This is a genomic window from Acinetobacter lanii, from assembly GCF_011578285.1.
Lineage (GTDB): Bacteria > Pseudomonadota > Gammaproteobacteria > Pseudomonadales > Moraxellaceae > Acinetobacter > Acinetobacter lanii.
Map to the genome: position 1 here is coordinate 1,255,794 of NZ_CP049916.1, position 24,014 is coordinate 1,279,807.

A 24,014-nucleotide genomic window follows, 5' to 3' on the forward strand; every position below is an offset into this window, starting at 1 on the left:
GCATTAATCCTCCAACGCGATTTTTTCAGTTTTTAGCATCGGTTTTAGGCGCATTAAAAGCCAAATCGAAAACACGGCACTCAATACCGCAGTGATGCTAAACAAGATTTTAATGTCAATTTCAAGAATACTTAAAATAATGATTGAGAATATAGCAGAAGATACCATGAATACGGCATTCAAAATATTATTGGCGGCCACCACACGTGCACGATGTGAACGTGGTGAATAGGCTTGCATCATGGCGTAAAGTGGCACGATATAAAAACCACCACTGATGCCCAGCAAGGTCACTGCAATCATCACATGATAATAACTCGCACCTAACGTAAACATGTCTTTGATGCCAATGAAATCACCTGTACGTTCAGGCACAAAAGCAAGACTGATCGCCAAGTAAAAAGCAAAAACAGTTAAGCCGATTGCACCCAAGGGAACCATCTTGATATTAACGTCTGCGCCACCAATTTTACGACAGAGTAATGAGCCGACACCAATACCCACAGAGAAGAAGGTGAGTAATAAACTCACCACATTTTCAGACGCATGTAAGTTTTGTTGAGTCAGTTGTGGAATTTGGGTCAGATAGGTTGCGCCATAAAACCAATACCAAGAATTACCCAATAAAATGGTGAAAATCAAAGGAATGCTTTTGGCATACTTTAAGGTGTCTGTTGTGGTTTTAAACACATTCCAGTCGATGACTAAATCAGGCTCACTAGTGTTTTGTTTTAAAATAAAACAGCTACACAGATAACCGATTACGGCAATGAACACTACAGTCAAACTGATCCACAGCAGATTGCCATGTGAATTGGAAATGACAGTTCCACCCAAAATCATACCGGCAAGAATCGCAATCGAGGTGCCGGATTGAAACAGCGCATTACCGGACATCAGTTCTTTGGGTTTTAAAATTTCTGGCAAAATGGCGTATTTGATTGGGCCAAAGAAGGTGCTATGCACTCCCATCAAAAATAAGGCAATCAGTAACAGCCATAGATTTCCGAGCATAAAGCCTGCGCTACCAATCAGCATGATCACGATTTCTAAAAGCTTAATGTTACGGATTAAAAATGAGCGTTCATATTTGTCGGCAATTTGACCCGCAGTTGCAGAGAAAATGAAATAGGGCAGAATGAACAACAGCGCAGCCAAATTGTTTAAGGTGCTCACGCTTGCGCTTTGTTGCTGAATGAGTCCGTAAGTAATGACCAACAACAGCGATTGTTTAAAAACATTGTCATTTAAGGCCCCAAAAAATTGGGTCAGGAACATCGGTAAAAAGCGACGCGTTCCTAAAAGAGATTCATTTTTTTCCATCATTTACAGGCTTCATTAAAAATTATTAAGAAATGTGATGTTTTGGTAACAATATCTCAAAATCATGTATCATACTTTTGTATTAAAACTCGATGAAAATACTCGAAATTTGCACTGAAATGTTGACGAAAATGTCTCAGTATTTTCAATTTAAAAGATAATGTGTTTAGAGCGTGGTATGCCAACGAATATTCAGTTTAAAAAATCAATGCTTGCCGTGAGCATGCACACGATATTCCAGCCAAATGATATCAATAAATGGTTGTGTGCAAGTGTTTTTTTAAGTGTATTTACGTCGCCTGCCGTTTTGGCTGTTGAAAGCAAAAGTAATGACCCGCAATATATCCAATTGCCTCAGTCTGAGGCGGCACTCGATGAGCATAAAAAAGCCTTAGAAACAGCTGCGGTGCAACAAGGCGTATCGAATGAAAAAATTGAACAACTCGACGAAAAGATCGAATCGATTCAACAAAACCAGCAAGCCCCTGCATTTGACAGCTTAGACATGCTTGAGCAGCAGCGTCAACAGTCTGCGGCCAATCGTTCAGCCTTTAAGCCAATTGAATTTGAAGACTTAGAAGATTTACCGGTACAGTCGGTTGATCCAACTTTAGCCAATGATATTTTACAGCAGGCGGAACAAGCCAAGGCAGAAGCACAAAGCTATCGCGCAGGTGGGCTTAAAGCACCTGAGCTGGAAGTGTCTGAAATCAGCAAAGCTGAACTCACTGAAATTCAAACGGCACCGGTCAATGTCGATCAATTGATGCAAAGCATTCAAGCAGACAGTAAATTTGTGGTTGAAGAAAACCAAAGTGGGCGTTCGTTGGCAACGCAAACGGTTGCCGGTGATCAGTCCAAAGAAAAACAAAATCTGTTGAAGCGCTTGTTTTATAAAATTCGCCCTGCACGCATGAATCAAGTGGCGAGCGTACCTAAAATCAGTGCCGATGTAGCCGGCGCGCCAAAAGCTTTAGCCGACAACATTAAAGCGAAATTATCTTCCTTTACGGTTGAGTCTTTTGCAGATTATAACGCAGCGGTTCCGCAACTGCGTTCACTGACCAACCAAGCGGCGCAAGCTGTGGGCTACTATGACGCTGAATTTAAATTTGAAAAAATCAGCGACAATAAAGTCCGTGTCACGGTCACCCCAAATGAACCAGTGATTGTGCGTGAACAAAATATTGAATTTAGCGGTGCAGGCAAGAATTTAGCGCAACTGCAAGTGATTAAAGTGCTTCCTGAGCTTGAAGTCGGCGATATTCTCGATCAAGGAAAATACGAAACCACCAAAGCTCGTATAACGGATGCCGCAGCCAATAATGGTTTTTTTGATGCTTATTGGCGGATGCACGATGTGATGTTGGCACGTCCAGAGAATCAAGCCGATATCAATTTAAAATATGAAACCGGTGATCGTTATAAAATTGGTCATGTGAAATTTCAAATGAGTGATCCGAGCAAGCCATTGCCGATTAAGGAAGAAATTTTACAAACCTTAGCGCCGTGGAAAGACGGTGCAGACTATACCGCGTGGCGTGTCAATGTATTGTCCAACAATTTAACCAACTCGCGTTATTTTAATTACACCTTGGTGGATGCGGTTAAACCTGAACCCATTATAAAAGAGCTTGAACTTCCCCCGGATTTACAAGCGTTGGTAGATGAACAAAAAGTCTCAGCAGATGCATTTTTGCCTGAAGAAAAGAAAAAGGCGGTTGCCACAACTCCTGATGACGTGGTGCAAAATGTCGCAGATGAGAATCAATTTGCGGGTGTGCAAGAGGCCAAAACCGATCCGAATTTAACCGAAGCACAAAGTAAAGCGCTCGCGAAACAAAAAGAGACTGAACGGTTGCAGGCTCAAGCGCGGGCTGAGAAAGAGATTCCGGTGATCGTGACTTTAAATGCCGATAAACTCAATAGTTTAGAGGCCGGGATTGGTTATGGCACCGACACAGGTGTGCGTTTGCGTAGTCAGTATCGCCGTGCCATTGTCAATGAAAATGGACATTCTTTTGATGCCAACTTAGAGCTGTCACAAATTCGTCAATCGCTCGATGGGCGTTATAACATTCCGTACAAGCATCCATTGAATGATTACATCAGTCTGGTGGGTGGTTATGAACGTGAAGAACGTGACAAGATTGGTAATGGACTAGGGCTGATTGTAGAATCTGCGGTGGCCGGTGCCGATCGAATCATTAAAGGTTCACGTAAAGAATGGCAGCATGTGATTGGACTGCGTTACCGTTTAGACCGAGTGGGTGTCGATGGAAATATCGAAGGGGATATCGACTTTGATGATATTCCAGATGCGTTCCTAGCGCCGGGTGCCAATACTGAACAACAGTCCTTATTGTTTGGTTATGAAGTCACCAAAACTTTGAGTGACAATCGGGTCAATCCAACCAAAGGTTTTAAACAAAACTATAAAATTCAGTTGGGCAGTGAAAGTTTATTTTCTGATGCCGATATGGCGATTGCCAATGCCAGCTTTAAGGGCTTGTATTCTTTAGGCAAGGACAACAATCACCAATTTATTGCTGGGGCGAATTTAGGTTATATCTTTACTAAAGATTTTGAAAAAGTGCCGTATAACTTACGTTTCTTGGCCGGTGGTGACCAAAGCCTACGGGGTTTTGACTACAAGAGTTTATCGCCAACAGAATATGGCTTTAAAGTCGGTGGTCAGGCTTTGGCGGTCGGTACGGTGGAATACAACTATCAGTTTAAACCGGGTTGGCGTGCAGCCGTGTTTTCTGACTTTGGTAATGCCTACGATGAAAAATTTAAGAATGACACCGAATACAGTATGGGTTTGGGGATTCGTTGGTCATCGCCAATTGGACCCATTCGTTTAGATGTGGCATCAGGAGTGTCTGATCCTGCCCATCCGATTCGTTTACATTTCTTTATTGGTTCACAGTTGTAGAATGAAACAACGATTTTAATTAAATATGTTCATTTAAGTGGACAGATTGAAACAACGCTTTAATTTTTGGAATATTTATGGCTGAACTCGAGCAGCAAGATCAACCAACATCGGAAATAGAATCGCCAAAACGCAGACGCCGTGTTTTACGCAGTATTTTGCTGACCTTGCTGTTTCTGCTGATTTTGTTTTTTGCTGCTTTGGCTGTGATGTTCTCCACCGACAAGGGCAGTAAGTTCTTACTGGATCGGGTCTTGTCGGCTCAAAAAATGATTTCCTATGAGTATGAAGGCGGTAATCTACTCAAAGGGATTATTTTAAAAAACGTTTTGGTCAACCTTAAACCGGTGGATGTAAAAATCGATCATGCCGATATTTCTTTAGGTTGGCGTGCGATTATCAGTAAAGAAGTGCATTTAAGCCATGCTGATGTTAAAAATCTAAGAATTATTCTAAAAAATCCACCGAGTGATGAGCCATTTCAGTTTAATGACATTGCCTTGCCGTTTGTACTCCGGGTGAACAAATTAGATTTTGACTATATGTTGATCCAAACCGGTTCAGGCACCAAAGTCGATTTCTATGAGGGTCAGGTCAATAATGCTTTGTGGAAAGGTCCTGATCTGACTTTTGAAGACACCAAAGTCGATATGGGCTATTTAAATGTTCGTGATGCCAATGGCTCAATGAGTTTTACTAAGCAAGGCAAGTATCCCTTAGATGTCACCGGCATTGTTCGAATTCCATCTTTAAAAAGCATCAATGTGGAAGACATTGCGTTAAACGCCAAAGGCTCACTCGACACCATTCAAGCCGGATTTGCCTCACGAACACCGGATCTGCTCACCGGTTGGGGCGTGGTACACCCGATGCGTGAAGCTGTACCGATGAAAGGTGCGCTGAAATTTAAAAACTACCATTGGCCATTTTTACAAGAATATGAGGTCTTGTCTAAAAAAGGCATCGCCAAATATCAAGGCAATATTGATCGCTTAGATATCAGTTTAAACACCGACATTAGTGGTAAAAATATTCCTGAGGGGCAATATACCGCATTGGGACATACCGATTTGGTCAATCAAATTGATATCACCAATGTTAATGGTCAAGTCATGGGTGGCGCAGTGAATGCGGCCGGTGTGGTGAGTTGGAAAGATATTGTGACTTGGGATATAAAAGGTCGTTTAGATAAAATTAATCCCAAAGACAAAGCAATTCCACAAGTGGTACAGGATTTTTTACCGCCAACCTTAGATGCCAATATTGCCTCGACCGGCGATTTAAAAAATGGCATGACCGTCAATGCCAATGTTGATTTTGATCGTTATGAAACGTGGAATTTAGTCTTTAAACAAGCCGAGCAAAAAGGCGAAAAACTTGAGCCAATGCTGCTTGATGTGGCTTGGAAAAATATTGATCGTGCCGTGCCGTATGTGGGTTGGCTGAGTAGTGATTCAGGTCAAGTCAAATTGGCGTTGGTGGATGATCGTCAAGATATTCATGTCGCAACAGTAGTTAAACAACATGAAAAAGGCAGTCTACCTGCAGGTCAATACAATGCCCAGTTGGACTTAAAAGGCAATTTACTCAAGATTCCGACCTTTAGTTATCAAGCAAGTTCGAAAGGCAGTTTAACTGGACAGGCAGTCGTCGATCTACCGGATGAAAAGCGTCAGTTAAAATGGAATGCAGTCTTAAATGCCAAAGACTTTAACCCGCAATCGATTGTGCCTGCGGCACCGGTCGATGTGTTGAATGGTGAGCTGAAAGCCAATGGCTACGCACTGCCGAATCAACAAATTATTCAATTAAATGCCATTAACCTGAATGGTCATATCGTCGACCAAGGCAAAGCTGAAACGGTCAAACTGACCGGTAAAAGTACCATTGCCTTAATTTTTAATGATGAGAAAGCCGGTGGGGCGTTTAAAAGTTTTGCTGTGAATTATGACGGCAATCTGGCATCGACGCAGCTTCCTCAAGGCGATGGCATTCTGAAAATGCGTTTATCAGGTACGCCTGAGCTCATCAACATTGCCGAGTTTAAACACAATGGTGCAGCAGGACAGATCAATGCCAATGGTGTATTGGACCTTGCCAATGGCATTGGTTGGAATGTGAATGCTTCGTTAATTCGTTTTAAACCGCATTATTTTGTTTCGAGTGTTCGAGGTGAATTATCGGGTAATGTGAAATCTCAGGGCGTTTGGTCAGATCAGTTAAAACGGGTCAGCATTGAACGTTTAAATTTGGCAGGCATGATCAATAACAAGCCTTTACGTGCCCAAGGTAATTTGGCGTTGGTGATTAACTCAAACCAAAATGGGTTTATGCCACAGCAGTTTGAGGCGAATAACTTATTTGTATCTTATGCACAAAACCAATTGCAGGCCTCCGGCAATGCGCAAAATCTAAGGGTTAAAATCAATGCTCCGGCATTGTTTGAAGTTTATCCGGGATTACGAGGCAAGGCACAAGGCTTTATCAATTTGCAGTCTCAGCCAAGAATGAGTGCAACCGCCAATTTGGTGGTCGACAACTTTGGCTACAACAGTGTGGTGAGCATTAAAAAGATCACACTCAAAGGCGAGTTGCCGACTTCTGAAACGGTGCCATCCCAAATTTCGGCAGTGATTACTAATTTACGCAGTGGTAATCGTGAAATGCAACATGCTGAGTTTGCGATTGCAGGCACACGTAAAGCGCATATTGCTAAGCTGCAAGCGTGGAACAATAGCTCGAAATTTTATGTGCAGTTGGCAGGTGGATTTAATCCGCAAAATGACTGGCTTGGACAAATTCAAAAAGGTGAGTTCGACTCGGTACGTGCGCACTTGTTCCAAGATCAAAAAGCCCCTGTGATTTACAACACCGCTAAATCTGAAGTCTATGTGGGACAACATTGTTGGTCGAGTCAACAAAGCCAGCTGTGTTTTGACCAACCGGTACGTGTCAGCAAAACCAAAGGCAATGTGTCTTTTGTGACCAAAAATTTGGATCTAAAAGATTTTGCAGCCTTTATGCCTGAAGGCTTGGCGATCACAGGCAAACTCAATGGCTATGCCAAAGCCTCATGGGCGCAAGGGGCTAACCCTAAAATCGATGCACGTTTGGTGACCCGTAATGGTGAGTTAGGCTTAAGTGCGGTCGATCCAGATGATGTAGCCTCGACCATGAATTATGACGAAGCCAGCATCATTGCCAAAAGTGTGCAAGAAGGTTTATTGCTGCGTGTTGACTTGAAAGCACCGACCATTGGTACGGGTTATGCCAGTGTGGTGGTGAATCCTTATGTCGATGCTAAACCGATGCGTGGTGAAATTGCCTTTAATCAAATTCAATTGAAAATTCTAAAACCGTTTATTGCGGATGTACGTAAGCTCGATGGCACATTGTCACTCGCGGGTAAAATCAGTGGGACACTGACCAAACCACTGTTTAATGGTGAAATGCGTTTGAAAGACGGTCAAATCAGTATGATTTCACTGCCTGTCAATTTAACTAATGTACAGTTATATTCATCGATTCGCCAAAATGAAGCCAGCATCAATGGCGCATTTAACAGTGGTCGAGGTGTGGGTAAACTGACTGGTAATATCGATTGGAAAAATGACCCTCGGATTCAGTTGAGCTTAAAAGGCGATAACTTATTGATTCGCCAAGCACCACTGATTACTGCCGTGGTCAATACCCAAATGGATGTTGATGCACGCCCAATGTCGAAGCAAGTCACGGTGAAAGGTAAAGTCGATGTGCCACGTGCTTTAATTTCAATGCCGGAATCGAGTGCAACGGTGGTGCCACTGTCTGCTGATGTACGTGTGGTGCGTGAAGGCGATGACCGACTCGCGATCTTAAAAGCGGCAAAACCTTGGGATATTCGTGCAGATGTTGAACTGAATCTAGGGCAACAAGTGATTTTCCAAGGCTTTAACAGTCGTATTCCATTGCTTGGTCGGGTGTATATGACCCAGCATGGTTTAGAAACTGCAATGCGTGCAACAGGGGCAATCGGCGTCAGCCAAAAAGTGACCATTGAAGCTTATGGTCAGCGTTTAGATTTGAATCGAGCGATTGCACGTTTTAATGGGGCTTTAGCGAACCCATCGCTTGATGTCGATGCCAATAAAAACATTTCGGGCAGTTTGGTTGGTGTTCGTGTCACAGGTACGGCCAACAGTCCAAACATTCAGGTGTATAATGATGCCGGCTTGTCTGAACAAGAAGCCATGAATGCCTTGATTACCGGTCGTATTAACGATGGTTCAAGCGGTCTAAACAATGCCGAAGGCTTTAAGTCTGATGTCAATAACACCATTGCTGCCGCAGGGATCAGTCTGGGGTTAGGTGGAACACGTGCCTTTACCAATCAGATTGGTCGTACTTTAGGTTTAAGTGGTTTGGCACTCGATGCACAAGGTACAGGCGATGACACCCAAGTCAGTGTGACCGGTTATATTACCCCTGATCTGTATATTCGTTATGGCGTGGGTGTATTTACCCCAGTCAATAAGCTGACCTTACGTTATCAGATGAATCAACGTCTTTATCTAGAGGCAAGTCAGTCTTTGGAAAAAGCCATTGATATGTTCTACCATTGGCGCTTCTAAGTTGGGCAGAGTTAAAACTTAGACCCTATTGAAAAAACGATGAATCCCAACTTCGGTTGGGTTTTTTCAATCATGCGTCTGATGTTATTTTCCATTTATAGCAAGATTCAGTATCATAGCCACCTGAGGAGAATCGTATGAAAAAGTTAGTGATCCTAAGCATGTTAAGTGCGATGGTCTTGGTTTCAGGTTGTGGTGAAGAAAAAGCACCGTTGACCCCTGAGCAACAATGGCAAGGTTACTGTAAAAGTATTGGTAATGCTGCTCGTTCGATTGTATTGGACCGTCAAAATGGTATTACGCAAAAAGCTGCCGTGGACTATGCCAATAAGGTCACTGACCCAACCACCAAAGCTTTTGTTCTAGCTCAAATTGAAAAAGTCTACGCTCTGCCTGCAGATCAATTGTCTAAAGACAAAGATGCAGTTCAAGTGAAATTCAAAGATGAAGCGTATCAAACCTGTATCGATACACCGTTTGATCCGAAAAAAATGCCAGATTACAAACAGTTCTAATCGCGATCTGTATGTGAAAGCGAGTTTGAAAATTAAAGGATGCGATAGGCATCCTTTTTTTGCATAAAATCATTTAAATACATAAGTGCTAACAATTTAGCCCAACTTGATATTCAATCCTTTTGACTCAACCGAGTTATGTATTGGTGCTTAAAATGTGAATAGATTCTCTGTATTTAAACACATTGATTATTTTTATTTCATAAACGATGCCACAGATAGAATGACTGTCATGTGAAAAATAAACGGTTAAAAAATAATCAAATTAATACGCTAGCCTTAGTGCATCACAATAAAAACATGCAAGTGGGGACATCGTATGAACAAAATGGCATTCAATTCAGTTTTAATCGCAAGCTTAACACTGGGCTTAAGTTTACCTAGTCATGCAGGGTTGTTCGGTTCGAAAAAAGAGAGTCCGAGCTATGACTCTTCGGCAGTGAGTCAATTGGCTGCCTTAAAAGCACAAGGGATGAGTCATGATTTTGAACCGATTGAAGTCGGGCGACTTAAAAATGCAGATTGTGCTGATTTGACCGTCTATGCGTCGAATGCAAAACGCGAAATGCAAAATTTATTGGATCAAGCAGATCAACATCAAGCACAGCAATCATCGCAAGGGGACAGTAAAAAGTCCGGCGGTCTATTTTCAGGCTTAGTCTCCGTTGCATCACTCGGTGCCAAAACACTTGCAGTAGCAACGGGTGGCCCTGCAATTATGGGGTTGGCCAATATGGGTGGTCAGTTGACCAGTTCATTGACATCACACAGTAGCAATAAAAAAGCACAGGCTGCGCAACAAGCGGCGGCACACAATGCTTCTGAAGCTCAAGCCAACTACATTGTTCGAAAATATAAAAAACATGAAGCCGATTTAGAAAATATTCAGGTCTATCAAAATAGTAAGCAGTGCCTTTAAACAGAGCCTTTAATGGATATTCACAAAAAGAATGATCAATGCAAGCCTATTCAACCTGAGTAGGCTTTTTGGTTATCGCTTGAAACAAAAAAGCATTCGCTATAAAAGTGAAATGCTTATATAAATGAGATATAGAATAAAAATCATGAGGAGCGAAACGATGGAAGTTGTCGCGTATATGCATAATGCAGATTTATTGTTAGAAGATGAAAAAGGGATCGCGGTCATCAATGGTAGTCATTATGTACTGAGTTTAGGTGACCGTGTTTATATTAAAGAAATGATTGATCAAAATGCGCAGATTTATCAGGTTCATATCAGTTTTGCCTGTGCAGAACATTGCATGTTGCATGATGACCAAATTCTATTGCGCTTCGAAGGCAACAAAGAAAGCTTGCAACAGTACCTAAATAAGACCACTGTACACTAAGGTTGCATATCTAAACTTGGAAAAAAAAGGCAACATAGGTTGCTTTTTTTTTGGTTTTTGAGCCAAAAATCAAGCTAGACAAAATTTGCGATGAAGAAATGAACCAAAGTACTTCATTTTTCAGCTAAATTTTCCGAATTTAGACATTTAGTTAGAAAATGACGGTCATCACGAATATATACGGTACTTTCATTAACTTTTGGCCTGAATTTTAGTAAAATTTAATCGTCCATATTGCCTATGAAGCTTTGTAAAGAGCTGGAATTCAGAGGCAATTTTTTAAAAAGAGGAATAAACTGTGCTTGAAGCTTACCGCCAACACGTTGAAGAACGTGCCGCACTCGGAGTCCCACCGAAGCCACTTGATGATGCTCAAACTGCTCAACTTGTTGAATTAGTAAAAAATCCACCAGCAGGTGAAGAAGCATTCCTCGTTGATTTGCTTGAAAACCGCGTTCCTGCGGGTGTTGACCAAGCTGCTTATGTAAAAGCTGCTTTCTTGGCTGCATTGGCAAAAGGCGAAGCAACATCTCCTTTAATTACTAAACAACGTGCTGTTTACTTACTAGGTACTATGCTTGGTGGTTACAACGTTGCACCTTTAGTTGCTCTTCTTGACGACGCAGAACTTTCAGAACTTGCTGCTGAAGCGTTGAAGAAAACACTTCTTGTATTTGATGCGTTCCATGACGTTGCCGATAAAGCTAAAGCGGGCAATGCAAATGCACAAGCTGTTATGCAGTCTTGGGCTGACGCTGAATGGTTCACAAGCCGTGAAGACGTTCCAGAAGAAATTAAACTGACTGTGTTCAAAGTCACTGGCGAAACCAATACAGACGACTTGTCACCTGCACAAGACGCTTGGAGCCGTCCAGATATTCCATTGCATGCAAATGCAATGCTTAAAAACGAACGTGATGGTATCAACCCTGAAAAACCAGGTGAAGTTGGTCCATTAAGCCAAATTAAAGCACTGATTGCGAAAGGCAACCAAGTTGCCTACGTAGGTGACGTTGTTGGTACAGGTTCATCTCGTAAATCTGCAACGAACTCTGTGCTTTGGTTCTTTGGTGATGACATTCCGCACATCCCGAACAAAAAAGACGGTGGTTACTGCTTAGGTTCTAAAATCGCGCCGATTTTCTTCAATACTATGGAAGATGCGGGTGCGTTACCGATCGAGATCGATGTTGCTAACATGAACATGGGCGACGAGATCACACTTAAGATCGATAAAGCTGCTGCGAAAGTAACTGCGTCTAAAGACGGTGCTGTGATTGCTGAAGCTGAACTTAAGACTCCAGTTCTTCTTGACGAAGTTCGTGCGGGTGGTCGTATTAACTTAATCGTTGGTCGTGGTTTGACCACTAAAGCACGTGAAGCTTTAGGTCTTGCTCCATCTACATTGTTCCGTACACCAGTTCAACCTGCTGCAACGGGTAAAGGCTTCACTCAAGCACAGAAAATGGTGGGTCGCGCTTGTGGTCTTCCTGAAGGTCAAGGTGTTTTACCGGGTACTTACTGTGAACCACGTATGACGACTGTGGGTTCGCAAGATACCACTGGTCCAATGACACGTGACGAATTGAAAGACTTGGCTTGCTTAGGTTTCTCTGCTGACCTTGTTATGCAATCTTTCTGTCATACCGCTGCGTATCCAAAACCAGTTGACGTTCAAATGCAACACACGCTTCCTGATTTCATCATGAACCGTGGTGGTGTGTCTTTACGCCCAGGTGACGGTATTATTCACTCTTGGTTAAACCGTATGCTTCTTCCAGATACCGTAGGTACTGGTGGTGACTCACATACGCGTTTCCCAATTGGTATTTCATTCCCAGCGGGTTCTGGTCTTGTTGCGTTCGCTGCAGCGACTGGTGTTATGCCATTAGACATGCCTGAATCTGTACTTGTTAAGTTCAAAGGTAAAATGCAACCGGGTATCACACTACGTGACCTAGTGCATGCGATTCCTTACCGCGCGATTCAAGAAGGCGACTTAACTGTAGAGAAGAAAGGTAAGAAAAACATCTTCTCTGGTCGTATTCTAGAAATCGACTTAACAGAAATGGAAACTGACTTAACGGTTGAGCAAGCATTCGAATTGTCTGATGCTTCTGCTGAACGTTCTGCTGCGGGTTGTTCGATCACACTTTCTGAAGAGAAAGTTGCTGAATACCTGAAATCAAACATTACAATGTTGAAATGGATGATTTCTGAAGGTTATGGCGATGCGCGTACAATGGCTCGTCGTGTTGAGAACATGGAAAAATGGTTAGCGAACCCATCACTTCTTAAAGCTGATGCTGACGCTGAATACACCAAAGTGTACGAAATCGATCTTAACGACATCAAAGAACCTGTTCTTTGCTGCCCGAACGATCCAGATGATGCGAAATTACTTTCTGATGTTCAAGGCGTGAAAATTGACGAAGTATTCGTTGGTTCATGTATGACAAACATCGGTCACTTTCGTGCAACTGGTAAGTTACTTGAGAAAGTTCCGGGTGGCGTATTGTCAACTCGTTTGTGGATTGCTCCGCCTACGCGTATGGACGAACGTCAATTGATGGAAGAAGGTTTCTACAACATCTATGGTAAAGCTGGCGCACGTACTGAAATGCCAGGTTGTTCATTGTGTATGGGTAACCAAGCACGTGTAGCGCCGAACACGACTTGTGTATCGACTTCTACTCGTAACTTCCCGAACCGTCTAGGTCAAGGTGCGAACGTTTACTTAGCGTCTGCTGAACTTGCTTCTGTTGCTGCTGTACTTGGTCGTTTACCAAGCCCAGAAGAATACCAACAGTATGCAGCTCAAATTGACAGCATGTCTGCTGACATCTATCAATACTTAAGCTTCGACAAAATGGGCGACTATACTGACGCTGCTAAAGATGTTGATACCAAGAAAATTGCTGCTGCTCAGTTGACTTAATTTATTGAAAATTAAGATATTTTGAGTTAAAAATAAGGGCTGATTAATCAGCCCTTATTTTTTGAGTATAGAATGGATAAACCTAATATTTTCAAATATGCCACCAAAGAATTATCACAGGATGCTTTCATTTTTTGGTTATTAGATCATGCAAATCCTAAATATGAAAATGTAGATCCAGTTCTCAAGGATTGTGCCATAACTTTGATTTCTAAATTTTTTGAATTAGAAAATAAAGAAATGCCTAAAAAAATTGAAAAATTCACTCTTCATAAACAATACCAAAATATTGATATGAACCGTACCGGGTTTGTCGGAGACCAACTTTCTTGAGAGAATGTCCCAATGACAAAACCAAAATATACCCCTGAAATCAGAGAAAGAGCGGTTCAATTATTGATTGAATCTGAAAAAGATTATCCTTCTACTTGGGCTGCAATCACAGCAATTGCACCTAAGATTGGCTGTACTCCTGAAACACTACGTTCCTGGCATCAGAAGTATTTGAATCAACAGAATCCAATCAAAGTACAGCAGCTTTCAGACCAAGAACGCATTAAACAACTTGAACGCGAAAATAAAGAACTGCAACGAGCCAATGAAATTCTACGCAAAGCAGCCGCTTTTTTCGCCCAGGCGGAGCTCGACCGCCCACACAAATAATGGTGGATTTTATCCATAATAATAAAGAGCTGTACGGAGTCGAGGCGATTTGTAGAATTTTACCTATCGCACCTTCAACCTATTACCGAACTTTAGACCTCGCGGACAATCCAGAACATCGAGCGAAACGAGATTTACATGACTTGCATCATGCTGAACAAATTAAACGAATTTGGAAGGAAAGTTCAGGTCGATATGGTGTACGTAAAGTTTGGCAAAAACTGAAACGTGAAGGCTATATTATTGCGCGCTGTACAGTTGCTCGATTGATGCAAAAGCTAGGTATACAAGGTGTTTGGCGAGGTAAGAATAAACAAACGACCCGTAGCCGGGATGATCAAAAACGAGCAGATGACTTGGTGAAACGCAATTTTAGTGCTGATCAGCCTGACCAGCTGTGGGTCGCTGACTTCACGTATATTCAAACAAATTCAGGCTGGGTCTATACCGCCTTTATTATTGATGTGTTCTCACGAGCAATTGTTGGATGGAAAGTATCAACACGTATGAATACAGACATGGTGCTCGATGCACTGGAGCAAGCATTGCATGATCGAGGCATGCCAAAGAACGTGATTCATCATAGTGACAGAGGCGTGCAATATCTTTCCATTCGTTATACCAATCGTTTAGAAGCAGCAAATTTACGAGCATCAGTCGGTACGACCGGTGATTCATACGATAATGCTTTGGCTGAAACGATGAATGGCTTATACAAAACAGAGGTGATTGAATATTTAAAAGCAGATTGGCAAGGTTTAGCGGATGTACAACTTGCGACACTAAATTGGGTAGATTGGTTCAATAAAGAACGTGTACATAGTGCACTGGGTTATGTATCACCTTTTGATTTTGAAGTAATCTACTATGATAAGATTAACCCGTTAGGTCAGGTGGCCTAACTTAAATAAAAAGTCTCCGACAAACCCGGTACGGTTCAATATACTTCTTAAATTAAACAATTTTTCTATCATTATTGAAGATAAAACAGGAACAAAAGCACATGGGGATCAGTTAACAAGATATAGAAATCTTATAGTTTCAGAAGCTGGTGAAGAAAACGTCTTAGCCATATTTTTTAAAACACATGATCAGTCGAGTTATAAGAAAGAAATAGAAGAAGGTTTTAAGATTTTTTCTAGAGATAATTTAATCTCGATTTTAGATATTTATAAAAATGTTAACAGTGATATTTTCAATAACTTTAAAGATTATATTGTCGAAATTGAAGATGAAGTAAATGCTTTTGTCTTTAGAAAGGAATGGAATAAGAAGAATTGGATTGGATTTTTCAAATATGTAAAAAATGAGTTGAAACGTGGGGATTGGGGATACGTATCTAATCCTAGTGGTGGCTTTATGGGCTTTTGGTGGGCATTTCAAAGAAATGAATATTGTACTCAATATTTACAACTTCAAAACGATCAATTAGTACTAAAGATAAATAGTAATAAAGCAGAGAACGATAGAAAGTTTAGAAATATTTGCTACGAGCATTATATTGAGAAAGCAAAATTAGAAGGACTAAAATTTACTAAACCTACTAGATTCGGTAAAGGTGAGACCATGACCATATTATGTACCGATTATGTTGTAAGATGCCCTGATACTGAATTGATTAATATAGAGCAGACACTTGAAACGATCCATACTTATACTAAATTTATAGAAAAATACGCTTTATTGGATAAAGTTTTTTTTGAATAACTTTGAAAGCTCTATATTATATAGGTTATGTTCTAAAAAATAATTTATTATGTCCAAACAATCCCGCTTCCTCTGTATTGGTGGTTTCCTCAATGGAACCCAAGTTAAAGACCAAGGCGACAGCTTTGTCTGTGTTGAAAAAGGCAAAAACGTCACCTACACCAAGAAAGAAATCTTTAATCAAGATGCTTGGAATCATGACTACTACGTCTGTGAGGACACCACAGACCTACAAGCCAAAAAGTGGGTCTTTGATATTCAATAATGAATATTAAAGAGTCAAAAAAAGCTCAGATGCTAAACAGTATTTGAGCTTTTCTATTTTGAGATTTGAATGTTATTTTTATTCAATCATCAGTAAGTCAGAATGATTTGCCAATTTTAAAGGGCGTAAAGCAAAGATCGAACGGGTATGACGAATCCCTTTCATCGAATATAAATTTTTACGTAAAAATCGTTCATAGTGTTCAGAGTTTTTAACCGCCACTTTCACCAAATAATCATAATCACCTGTGACCAAATGCGCTTCAACCACTTCAGGCATATTGGCAAGGGTTTCACTAAACTGATTTAAAATTTCATCATCATGACGCTCAAGCGTGATTTCAATAAAGAATAGCTCATTGATGCCAATCGCTTTCGGGTTAATGTTGGCGGTATAACCCTCAATCACATTCAAGCTTTCTAAACGCTTTAAACGCGTCCAACACGGCGAGGTCGATAGCATCACTTTCTCAGCCAGCTCAGTAACGGTCAAACGCCCATCTTTTCTCAGCTCAGACAAAATTTTGTAGTCCACACGGTCTAACTGGTAATTGCTATCGTTCATTGTGTATTAAAAAATGTTATGTATTGCATGAATTATAGTTATACCATTATTTTGAAAGATGAAAATAGTTAAGGCTTGAGATCAGACCAAAGTGGGTCTTAGATGCTTTAAAACTAGCCATTTTGAACGATAGTTATAATTAAAAGCATGAAAGTTAAGCTATTAAATTGATAAAAATCCAAGTCTATTCTTGGAGAATAGCCAAGTAATCGCACTGAATACCGTATAAGCATATGGGTACATTGATCATGGATACAGCAGTTAAAGTCGAATGATTTTTAAAATCGAGTGACACGTATTACCATGAGCTATCCCTGCATTTAAGCTTCCACTATGAAACACAGCGCTTGGTTCAGCATTCGTAAATGGGTTTATCACCATTTACATGATGAGGACTATCAAACTCCTTTAAGTCAAATCATCAATTTCTTTTTGATTCTACTGATTTTGGGCAATGTGGTGGCGGTGCTGTTGGAGTCAGTGAATGACCTGTATCACCACTACCAAGTGTATTTTGATGCGTTTGAGCACTTTTCAATTGTGGTGTTTAGTTTGGAATATCTGCTTCGTTTTTGGAGTGTGGTGGAACGCAATCCACAGCAATCTGCACTCAAACAGCGTTGGGGCTACGTCACCAGTGGGGCTGCGATCATTGACTTGTTGGCGATTCTACCGGCGTATCTAAATCTGTTTGTAAAACTCGATCTGCGTTTCCTACGAATTTTAAGACTGTTCCGTTTATTTAAGCTGACCCGTTATTTTGTATCGCTGCAAATTTTACTCAGAGTCATCGAGCGTGAAAAAGGCTCATTCCAAGCGGTGATTTTTATCTTGATCATTATGATCGTGATTGCAGCAGCAGGGATTTACGGCGTGGAAAGTCGGGTACAGCCTGAAGTGTTTAGCTCAATTCCGGGTTCAATGTGGTGGGCGGTGGTAACCTTAACCACAGTGGGTTATGGCGATGTGACCCCAATGACCCCAGTCGGGCGTTTTTTAGGGGCGATGATCACCATTCTTGGGGTAGGGCTTGCAGCATTGCCTGCCGGGATTTTAGCCAATGGTTTAGCCAATGAGTTGGAATTGCGGAAACAACAATTAGAGATTCGATTTCGCCAACTCTTGCAAAATTCAGACATCGACATTTTAAATGACACTGAAAAAATGGAAGCGCTTCGAAAAGAAGTCGGACTGTCGACTGAGCAGATGCATGACATTACTTTGCAATTGATCCGTGAGCGGGAAGAAATGAAGCTGAAACAACAACAGCATCAATATTGTTACTGTCCACATTGTGGCAATAAATTACCCGATTAAACATGACTTCACAGGCTATATAAAGGGATTTAAATAGCCTAAGCATATTTGATGCAATATTCCAAAAATAAAAATAACCTCAATTTACGACTCGAAATTTTTACATTTTTTGAGCTGAAACAAGACCTTGTTTTAGGGTCTAATCATGATTAATAAAAATGACAGACGATTGGAACGAGAATGACATTTGAAATTGATGCCTTTGGCACCTTGGTGATTGCAGTATTTTTCTTATTTATCGGGCGGTTTTTGGTTCAAAAAATTGCATTTTTTAGAAACTATAATATTCCAGAGCCAGTGATTGGCGGTTTGATTGCTGCACTATGTGCCTATGCATTGCATCTGTTTTTTAATATCAGTGCGAGCTTTAGTGCGCAGATTCAAAATATTTTGATGTTGATGTTCTTTACCTCGATTGGTCTGAGTGCCAGTTTTGTCAAACTCAAAGAAGGCGGTAAAAGTTTAGTCATCTTTCTGTTCTGTGTGGCAGGCTTTGTGTTGCTACAAAACGCAGTCGGGATGAGTCTGGCGACAGTATTAGGACTTGATCCTTTAATTGGTTTGGTGGTCGGTTCGATTACCTTAACCGGTGGACATGGAACAGCAGGGGCTTGGGGACAGGTTTTAGAAACTGAGTATGGTATTCAAGGGGCTATTGTATTAGGCATGGCAAGTGCCACCTTCGGTTTGATCATTGGCGGTGTGATTGGTGGACCGGTTGCAAAGTTTTTAATCAAACGTCATCAACTGGCTGAGCAAGTCGCTGTAGAAGACAATGATCAACCCGCACATGCCGATTCAGCTGCATTTGAATATCCACGTAAAACCCGTTTAATCACTGCCAATAATGCAGTATCGACTTTGGGGATGTTTGCACTGTGTATTTATGTTGCCAATGGTATGACCGAGTTCAGTAAAGGGCAGTGGTTTGAATTGCCCACTTTTGTGTGGGCGCTGGCGAGTGGCGTGATTCTACGTAATATTCTAGAACACGTTTTAAAAGTGAATATTTTTGACCGTGCCATTGATGTATTTGGCAATGCGTCTTTGTCGCTATATTTGTCGATGGCATTGCTGTCCTTACAACTGTGGCTGTTGGCAGATTTGGCCGGACCTTTGGTCATTATTCTATTGTTGCAAATGCTAACTTTGGCGCTGTTTACAATTTTCGTGACCTTTAAAGTGATGGGCAGTAATTATGATGCAGCCGTACTTTCAGCCGGGCACTGTGGTTTTGGCATGGGAGCAACACCAACAGCGATTGCCAATATTCAAGCCATTACCAACACCTATGGGCCATCACATAAAGCCTTTTTGATCATTCCACTGTGTGGTGCGTTCTTTATCGACATTATTAACGCGGTGGTGATTCAAACCATTTTAAAATTCTTTTAGTGCTCTTCAATACGCTTAAAGATTAAAACAGCGCTTCGGTGCTGTTTTATATGGTGTGTCATCCTATTCGGAAATTCAAGCATTAAAAAGCCCCATGGTTAGGGGCTAGTCGTAAATGGGTCAAGCCCAGATACTGTAAGAGGCTCATCTCAAACTGCGTGTATTAGAACACAGAATTTGAGATGAAGCACGCCTTATGCAATCAATCCGCAGAATTATTTGTTCACACCAAATTTATACACAGTGGTTGCTTGGAAGGTTTGACCTTTTTTCAGCACAGTCGATGGGAATGACGGTTGATTTGGTGAATCTGGGAAATGTTCCGCTTCTAAAGCAAAGGCTTCAGTTTGACGATATGCCTTACCTGATGTGCCGACCACGCTGCCATCTAAGAAGTTAGAGGTATAGAACTGTACGCCCGGTTCAGTGGTATGGACTTCTAAGGTACGACCTGATTCAGGGTCAAGGGCTTTAACCGCCAATTTTGGTTGTTTCGATTTCGCATCATAGTTGTCCAATACCCAGTTATGGTCATAGCCATGGGCCATCACCATTTGTGGATGGTTGTTACGCAGCTGCTGTCCAATTGGCGTCATTTGACGTAAATCAAACGGTGTGCCTTCAACTGAAGCCAATTCACCTGTTGGAATAGAACCTGCATCAGTTGGGGTATATTTAGACGCTAAGATTTGAATTTGTTGTTTCTCAACTGAGCCTGAACCTTCGCCGGCCAAGTTGAAGTAACTGTGATTGGTGAGGTTAACCACGGTGTCTTGATCTGTAGTCGCTTTATATTCTGCGGTTAATTCATTTTGCTCATTGAGGCTGTAGACCACAGTGGTTTTTACATTGCCGGGAAAGCCATTTTGACCGTTTGGTGACAGGTAAGTCATTTCTACAGAAGCAGTATCACTGCCTTTTTTCTGTTTTAAAATTTTAGACTGCCACAAGTCCTGTGCATACGTCGAGGGACCACCGTGTAGAGTATTTTCACCATTGTTTAATGGTAGTTGGTATTGCTTACCGTTTAAAGTGAACTGACCTTTAGCGATACGGTTGGCATAACGTCCAACGATTGCCCCAAAGTGCGGATCATTTTGAGTGGCATAGGCTTCAGCATTAGGCAAACCGAGTACCACATTCGCCATTTGACCTTTCGCATCAGGCACATTGATTTCACGGATTGCACCGGCAATATCCAAAATCTTAACTGTCATGCCATTGTTGTTTTTAAAGGTATATTCAGTAACCGTTTGACCTGCCGCAGTTTTACCATACGGTTCAGCAGTCACTGTTGCTGCAGATACCGCTTGAATACTGAGTGCAAGGAGGGAGAGGGCAAGTAAATATTTCATCAGTTTATCCAAAATTTATTCGTGAGTAATAAGGGAGAGAGGATATGTGATATAGCTTATGCTTCTCCATTCTAAATTTTAACGCGACGTTGGTATAATCATTCAGGCAAGAAACTGTTGCGAGCGGTTTAAATGTGAGGGTTTTAAACCCTTTTGATCTGAACCACTAAGCCCAAAATTAGGTGGGAATACGATCACCATCCTAACATGCAGCCCAAGAAATCTATTTTAATTAAAGTACCTGTTTCAAACTTTAAATCTCATTCCTTTTTTATATCACAATCACTTAGATAGCAATACGAAACGTATTTAAAGCCTAGAGTGTCAAAACAGCCATCATTCAACCTTATAAGTGCTTTTAAGTTTAAAAATGCTCAACGACTAAAGTTTCACCATTTAAAATGCAGCATGAAACATAGTCATGACTTCAATGCTATAGTGAATTTTATTCATTATTTATTCTGTTTGTACATTCATTAGATGTATTAGACGCGCTGTGGACTTTCATACATGTTAGAAATACGACATCTAAAAACGCTCACCGCATTGCGTGAGCATGGCTCATTGGTTGCTGCAGCCGGTGACTTATGCTTAACCCCTTCGGCAATTTCTCATCAGCTTAAAGAATTAGACCATTGGTATGGCGTTGAAGTGGTTAATCGTCGTAGTCGTCCTGTGACTTTTTCCAACGTGGGACAGCGCTTACTCAAACTTGCAGATGATGTGTTACCGCAAATTCAAATTGCGCAAAGTGATATTACCCGTATCGTGCATGGGCAAACAGGACGGATTGTATTTTCATCAGAATGCCACAGTTGCTTTGATTGGTTAATGCCTTTGTTGAATCAATACCGTTCACAATATCCGGATGTGGATCTCGACTTTGCTTCGGGCTTTGAATCCAATCCGCATGAATTATTGCAAAGTGGTGAATTTGATTTACTGATCACTGCTGACCCCATTGCGCTTAAAGGCATCGAATATTTCCCGATTTTTGAATATGAATCACGTTTGGTGTTGTCCAACACCCACCCATTGGTTCGTGCTGAAAATATCAGCGTGCAAGATCTGGCTGAACAGACCCTCATTACTTATCCGGTAGATAAGCACCGTTTAGACATCATGGCGAAATTGTTTATTCCAGCCAATATTATGCCCAAAGCCATACGTAATACCGATCTGACTCAAATGTTGATTCAATTGGTGGCCAGTGGGCGAGGGATTGCCGCATTGCCAGATTGGGTGGTGAATGAATATGAACAAAAAGGGTGGGTCACCTCACGCCGTCTAGCATGTGTGTCTGCTCAAGGTTTAAGACGAACGTTATATGCAGGGTTTAGAAGCGATGAAAAAGAGAAAAGCTATTTTGAAGGTTTTTTAAAGCATTTGTATAAATTTTCGAGCAAACGTCACAGTTATTATGCGGATTAATCCGTTTTAAACAGCGTGAAATACTCAGTCCTCTTTCAATGGGTTTGTTGGATAGCGTGAAGCATGGCTTGAAGCAAACCAAGATTAACTTTTTTTGACCAAGAAAATGGAATGTCTAAGGATATTCCATTTTTTAGGGAAAATATGCTGTTGTTTTAAAGCTAAATATTGATTGGTTTTAAGTCTAATGAGACTGGGTAAAAATGAATGCGAATACTTTTTTCTGTGTGCTGTCTGTATTTTGATTAGTGTGTAATGCAATGTTACACGAGTGATGATTAAATAAACGCATTGGTTAAAAAATAGCAAAACAGTCTCTTGATTCATTTTTTTAATGGCGATTGATCGCTTTTGGGTCTTAAACTAAGGTCTTGTTTCTGGCGTAAAGCACTCGTGGTAGATGAAAGATTTAGATTTTATGGCCTCTATTAAAGATTGGGCGGATCAGTTTCCTTGGCTGGAAATGGCAACGTCGCTCAGTATCCTTATTTGTGTCGCAGTATTGGCAAACTTTATTGCAAAGCAAGTGGTGGTGCGTGGCATACGTGCACTATTAAAGAAAATGCCATTTATCAATAATGACATTGCATCGCAATATAGTGTCATTCAACTGATTTCAAATGTTGTACCGGCAGTTGTGATTCTAAATGGTATTAAAACCGTCCCATATTTAAGTACAGGCAGTGTCACTTTTATTCAGATGTTGGCGCAATCCTTTATTTTTATTACGATTGCACGTGCCATTTCTGAATTTTTGAATATTTTTCATGTGGTATATCAATCTAAGCCCAGCTCTAAAAATAAACCAATCAAAGGTTATTTACAGCTGATCAAACTGATTGTATCCATCATTTGTGGCTTGTTAATCCTCGCGACCTTTTTAAAGAAAGATATTTTTACTTTATTGGCAGGCTTCGGTGCCATGGCAGCCGTATTGATGTTGGTGTTCCAAAACACCATCCTCTCATTGGTGGCCTCAGTTCAGATTTCTTCTTATGACATGGTTCGTATTGGCGATTGGATTGAAATGCCAACCCTAAACGCCAATGGTGATGTGATTGATATGTCATTACATACCATTACGGTACAAAACTTTGATAAAACCTTAACCACGATTCCGACCAATAAATTGGTCACCGATAGTTTTAAAAACTGGCGAGGAATGCGTGAAGTTGGCTGTCGCCGAATTTTACGCTCAGTCATTGTTGATCAAAATACCATTGGATTTTTAGCGAAACCCAAACTTCAAGAGTTGGAAAAATATTTACCGGAAGATCAGCGCATTAGTCAGGATCCTGCACAGTTTGATACCACCAATCCTTATCGTTTAACCAACTACGGCTTATTCCGTAAATATGTAGTGGCGTATTTAAAAAATCACCCAAACATTGCACATAACCAAACAACGATTGTACGTCACGCACAACCGACTGCAGAAGGCTTGCCATTAGAATTGTATTGCTATGCAGCCACTACAGTTTGGGTTGATTATGAAAATATTCAGTGTGAAATCATTGAGCATTTAATTGCGATGTCGAATAAGTTCGATTTGAAGATCTATCAATCTGCATCTGCGGATGACATTCGTCATGCGGTTCAGCAAGCGGGTCTGCAAAATCAGCATGATTACGTTTAAACATTGGA

General features: G+C 41.1%; 17 protein-coding genes, 1 pseudogene and 1 other annotated feature. Of the genes and pseudogenes, 15 read left to right on the forward strand and 3 right to left on the reverse strand.

Annotated elements, in window-relative coordinates:
* Positions 1-3 precede the first annotated feature (3 nt).
* Positions 4-1,326 carry an MFS transporter gene (locus G8D99_RS05830; protein ID WP_166323478.1) on the reverse strand — a complete coding sequence of 441 codons (1,323 nt, stop codon included), beginning with the start codon at positions 1,324-1,326 and terminating at the stop codon, positions 4-6.
* A gap of 175 nt (positions 1,327-1,501) precedes the next feature.
* Between G8D99_RS05830 and G8D99_RS05835 the strand changes: the two genes are divergently transcribed.
* The 11 genes and pseudogenes from G8D99_RS05835 to G8D99_RS05880 all read left to right on the forward strand — a co-directional run bounded on the left by G8D99_RS05835 (position 1,502) and on the right by G8D99_RS05880 (position 16,308).
* Entirely contained in the window at positions 1,502-4,261 is a 2,760-nt protein-coding gene (locus tag G8D99_RS05835; RefSeq protein ID WP_166323480.1) for an autotransporter assembly complex protein TamA, read from the forward strand.
* A gap of 77 nt (positions 4,262-4,338) precedes the next feature.
* Positions 4,339-8,871, forward strand: a complete 4,533-nt coding sequence (locus G8D99_RS05840) for a translocation/assembly module TamB domain-containing protein (protein WP_166323482.1) — start codon at positions 4,339-4,341, stop codon at positions 8,869-8,871.
* 137 nt (positions 8,872-9,008) lie between these two features.
* Entirely contained in the window at positions 9,009-9,386 is a 378-nt protein-coding gene (locus G8D99_RS05845; protein WP_166323484.1) for a hypothetical protein, read from the forward strand.
* A gap of 319 nt (positions 9,387-9,705) precedes the next feature.
* A complete protein-coding gene (locus tag G8D99_RS05850) occupies positions 9,706-10,305 on the forward strand; it encodes a hypothetical protein (RefSeq protein ID WP_166323486.1) in 600 nt (199 codons plus the stop codon).
* A gap of 160 nt (positions 10,306-10,465) precedes the next feature.
* Positions 10,466-10,735: a hypothetical protein gene (locus G8D99_RS05855; protein WP_166323488.1), complete on the forward strand. Its 270-nt coding sequence runs from the start codon at positions 10,466-10,468 to the stop codon at positions 10,733-10,735.
* A 298-nt stretch (positions 10,736-11,033) separates the two neighbouring features.
* The gene (locus tag G8D99_RS05860) at positions 11,034-13,673 is read left to right on the forward strand and encodes a bifunctional aconitate hydratase 2/2-methylisocitrate dehydratase (RefSeq protein WP_166323490.1); all 2,640 of its coding nucleotides are present in this window, start codon (positions 11,034-11,036) and stop codon (positions 13,671-13,673) included.
* Positions 13,674-13,745: 72 nt separating this feature from the next.
* Complete coding sequence (locus tag G8D99_RS05865; protein ID WP_166323492.1) at positions 13,746-14,006, forward strand: hypothetical protein; 261 nt, start codon at positions 13,746-13,748, stop codon at positions 14,004-14,006.
* Between the two features lie 12 nt (positions 14,007-14,018).
* Positions 14,019-15,238, forward strand: a protein-coding gene (locus G8D99_RS05870; protein WP_166323496.1) for an IS3 family transposase whose coding sequence is annotated in 2 segments (ribosomal slippage) — positions 14,019-14,295 and positions 14,295-15,238 — 1,221 coding nt in all. Because the reading frame shifts where the segments join, the coding sequence is not laid out codon by codon here.
* Positions 14,294-14,410 (forward strand) — a sequence feature (AL1L pseudoknot). Its footprint overlaps the gene before it by 117 nt.
* 40 nt (positions 15,239-15,278) lie before the next feature.
* A pseudogene (locus G8D99_RS15875) lies at positions 15,279-15,491 on the forward strand (PD-(D/E)XK nuclease family protein); the annotation flags it as partial.
* A 204-nt stretch (positions 15,492-15,695) separates the two neighbouring features.
* The gene (locus G8D99_RS15640) at positions 15,696-16,043 is read left to right on the forward strand and encodes a hypothetical protein (RefSeq protein ID WP_227554361.1); all 348 of its coding nucleotides are present in this window, start codon (positions 15,696-15,698) and stop codon (positions 16,041-16,043) included.
* A gap of 49 nt (positions 16,044-16,092) precedes the next feature.
* Positions 16,093-16,308, forward strand: coding sequence for a hypothetical protein (locus tag G8D99_RS05880; protein ID WP_166323498.1), 216 nt, complete (start codon positions 16,093-16,095; stop codon positions 16,306-16,308).
* A gap of 78 nt (positions 16,309-16,386) precedes the next feature.
* Here G8D99_RS05880 and G8D99_RS05885 read toward each other — a convergent pair whose 3' ends face one another.
* Positions 16,387-16,872 carry an Lrp/AsnC family transcriptional regulator gene (locus G8D99_RS05885; RefSeq protein ID WP_166323500.1) on the reverse strand — a complete coding sequence of 162 codons (486 nt, stop codon included), beginning with the start codon at positions 16,870-16,872 and terminating at the stop codon, positions 16,387-16,389.
* A 333-nt stretch (positions 16,873-17,205) separates the two neighbouring features.
* On the opposite strand from G8D99_RS05885, the gene G8D99_RS05890 reads away from it, so the two are divergent.
* Together G8D99_RS05890 and gltS are read left to right on the forward strand one after the other, a co-directional pair.
* Positions 17,206-18,189: an ion transporter gene (locus tag G8D99_RS05890; RefSeq protein WP_166323502.1), complete on the forward strand. Its 984-nt coding sequence runs from the start codon at positions 17,206-17,208 to the stop codon at positions 18,187-18,189.
* Between the two features lie 180 nt (positions 18,190-18,369).
* Positions 18,370-19,584, forward strand: a complete 1,215-nt coding sequence (gene gltS, locus G8D99_RS05895) for a sodium/glutamate symporter (protein WP_166323504.1) — start codon at positions 18,370-18,372, stop codon at positions 19,582-19,584.
* Between the two features lie 215 nt (positions 19,585-19,799).
* On the opposite strand, the gene G8D99_RS05900 is transcribed toward gltS, so the two are convergent.
* Positions 19,800-20,939, reverse strand: a complete 1,140-nt coding sequence (locus tag G8D99_RS05900; protein WP_166323506.1) for an aldose epimerase family protein — start codon at positions 20,937-20,939, stop codon at positions 19,800-19,802.
* Between the two features lie 510 nt (positions 20,940-21,449).
* On the opposite strand from G8D99_RS05900, the gene G8D99_RS05905 reads away from it, so the two are divergent.
* Both G8D99_RS05905 and G8D99_RS05910 read left to right on the forward strand, forming a co-directional pair.
* Positions 21,450-22,370 (forward strand): LysR family transcriptional regulator, encoded by a 921-nt coding sequence (locus tag G8D99_RS05905; protein ID WP_166323508.1) that lies wholly within the window; start codon positions 21,450-21,452, stop codon positions 22,368-22,370.
* 400 nt (positions 22,371-22,770) lie between these two features.
* On the forward strand, positions 22,771-24,006 hold the full coding sequence (locus tag G8D99_RS05910; RefSeq protein WP_166323510.1) for a mechanosensitive ion channel family protein: 1,236 nt from the start codon (positions 22,771-22,773) through the stop codon (positions 24,004-24,006).
* Positions 24,007-24,014 lie beyond the last annotated feature (8 nt).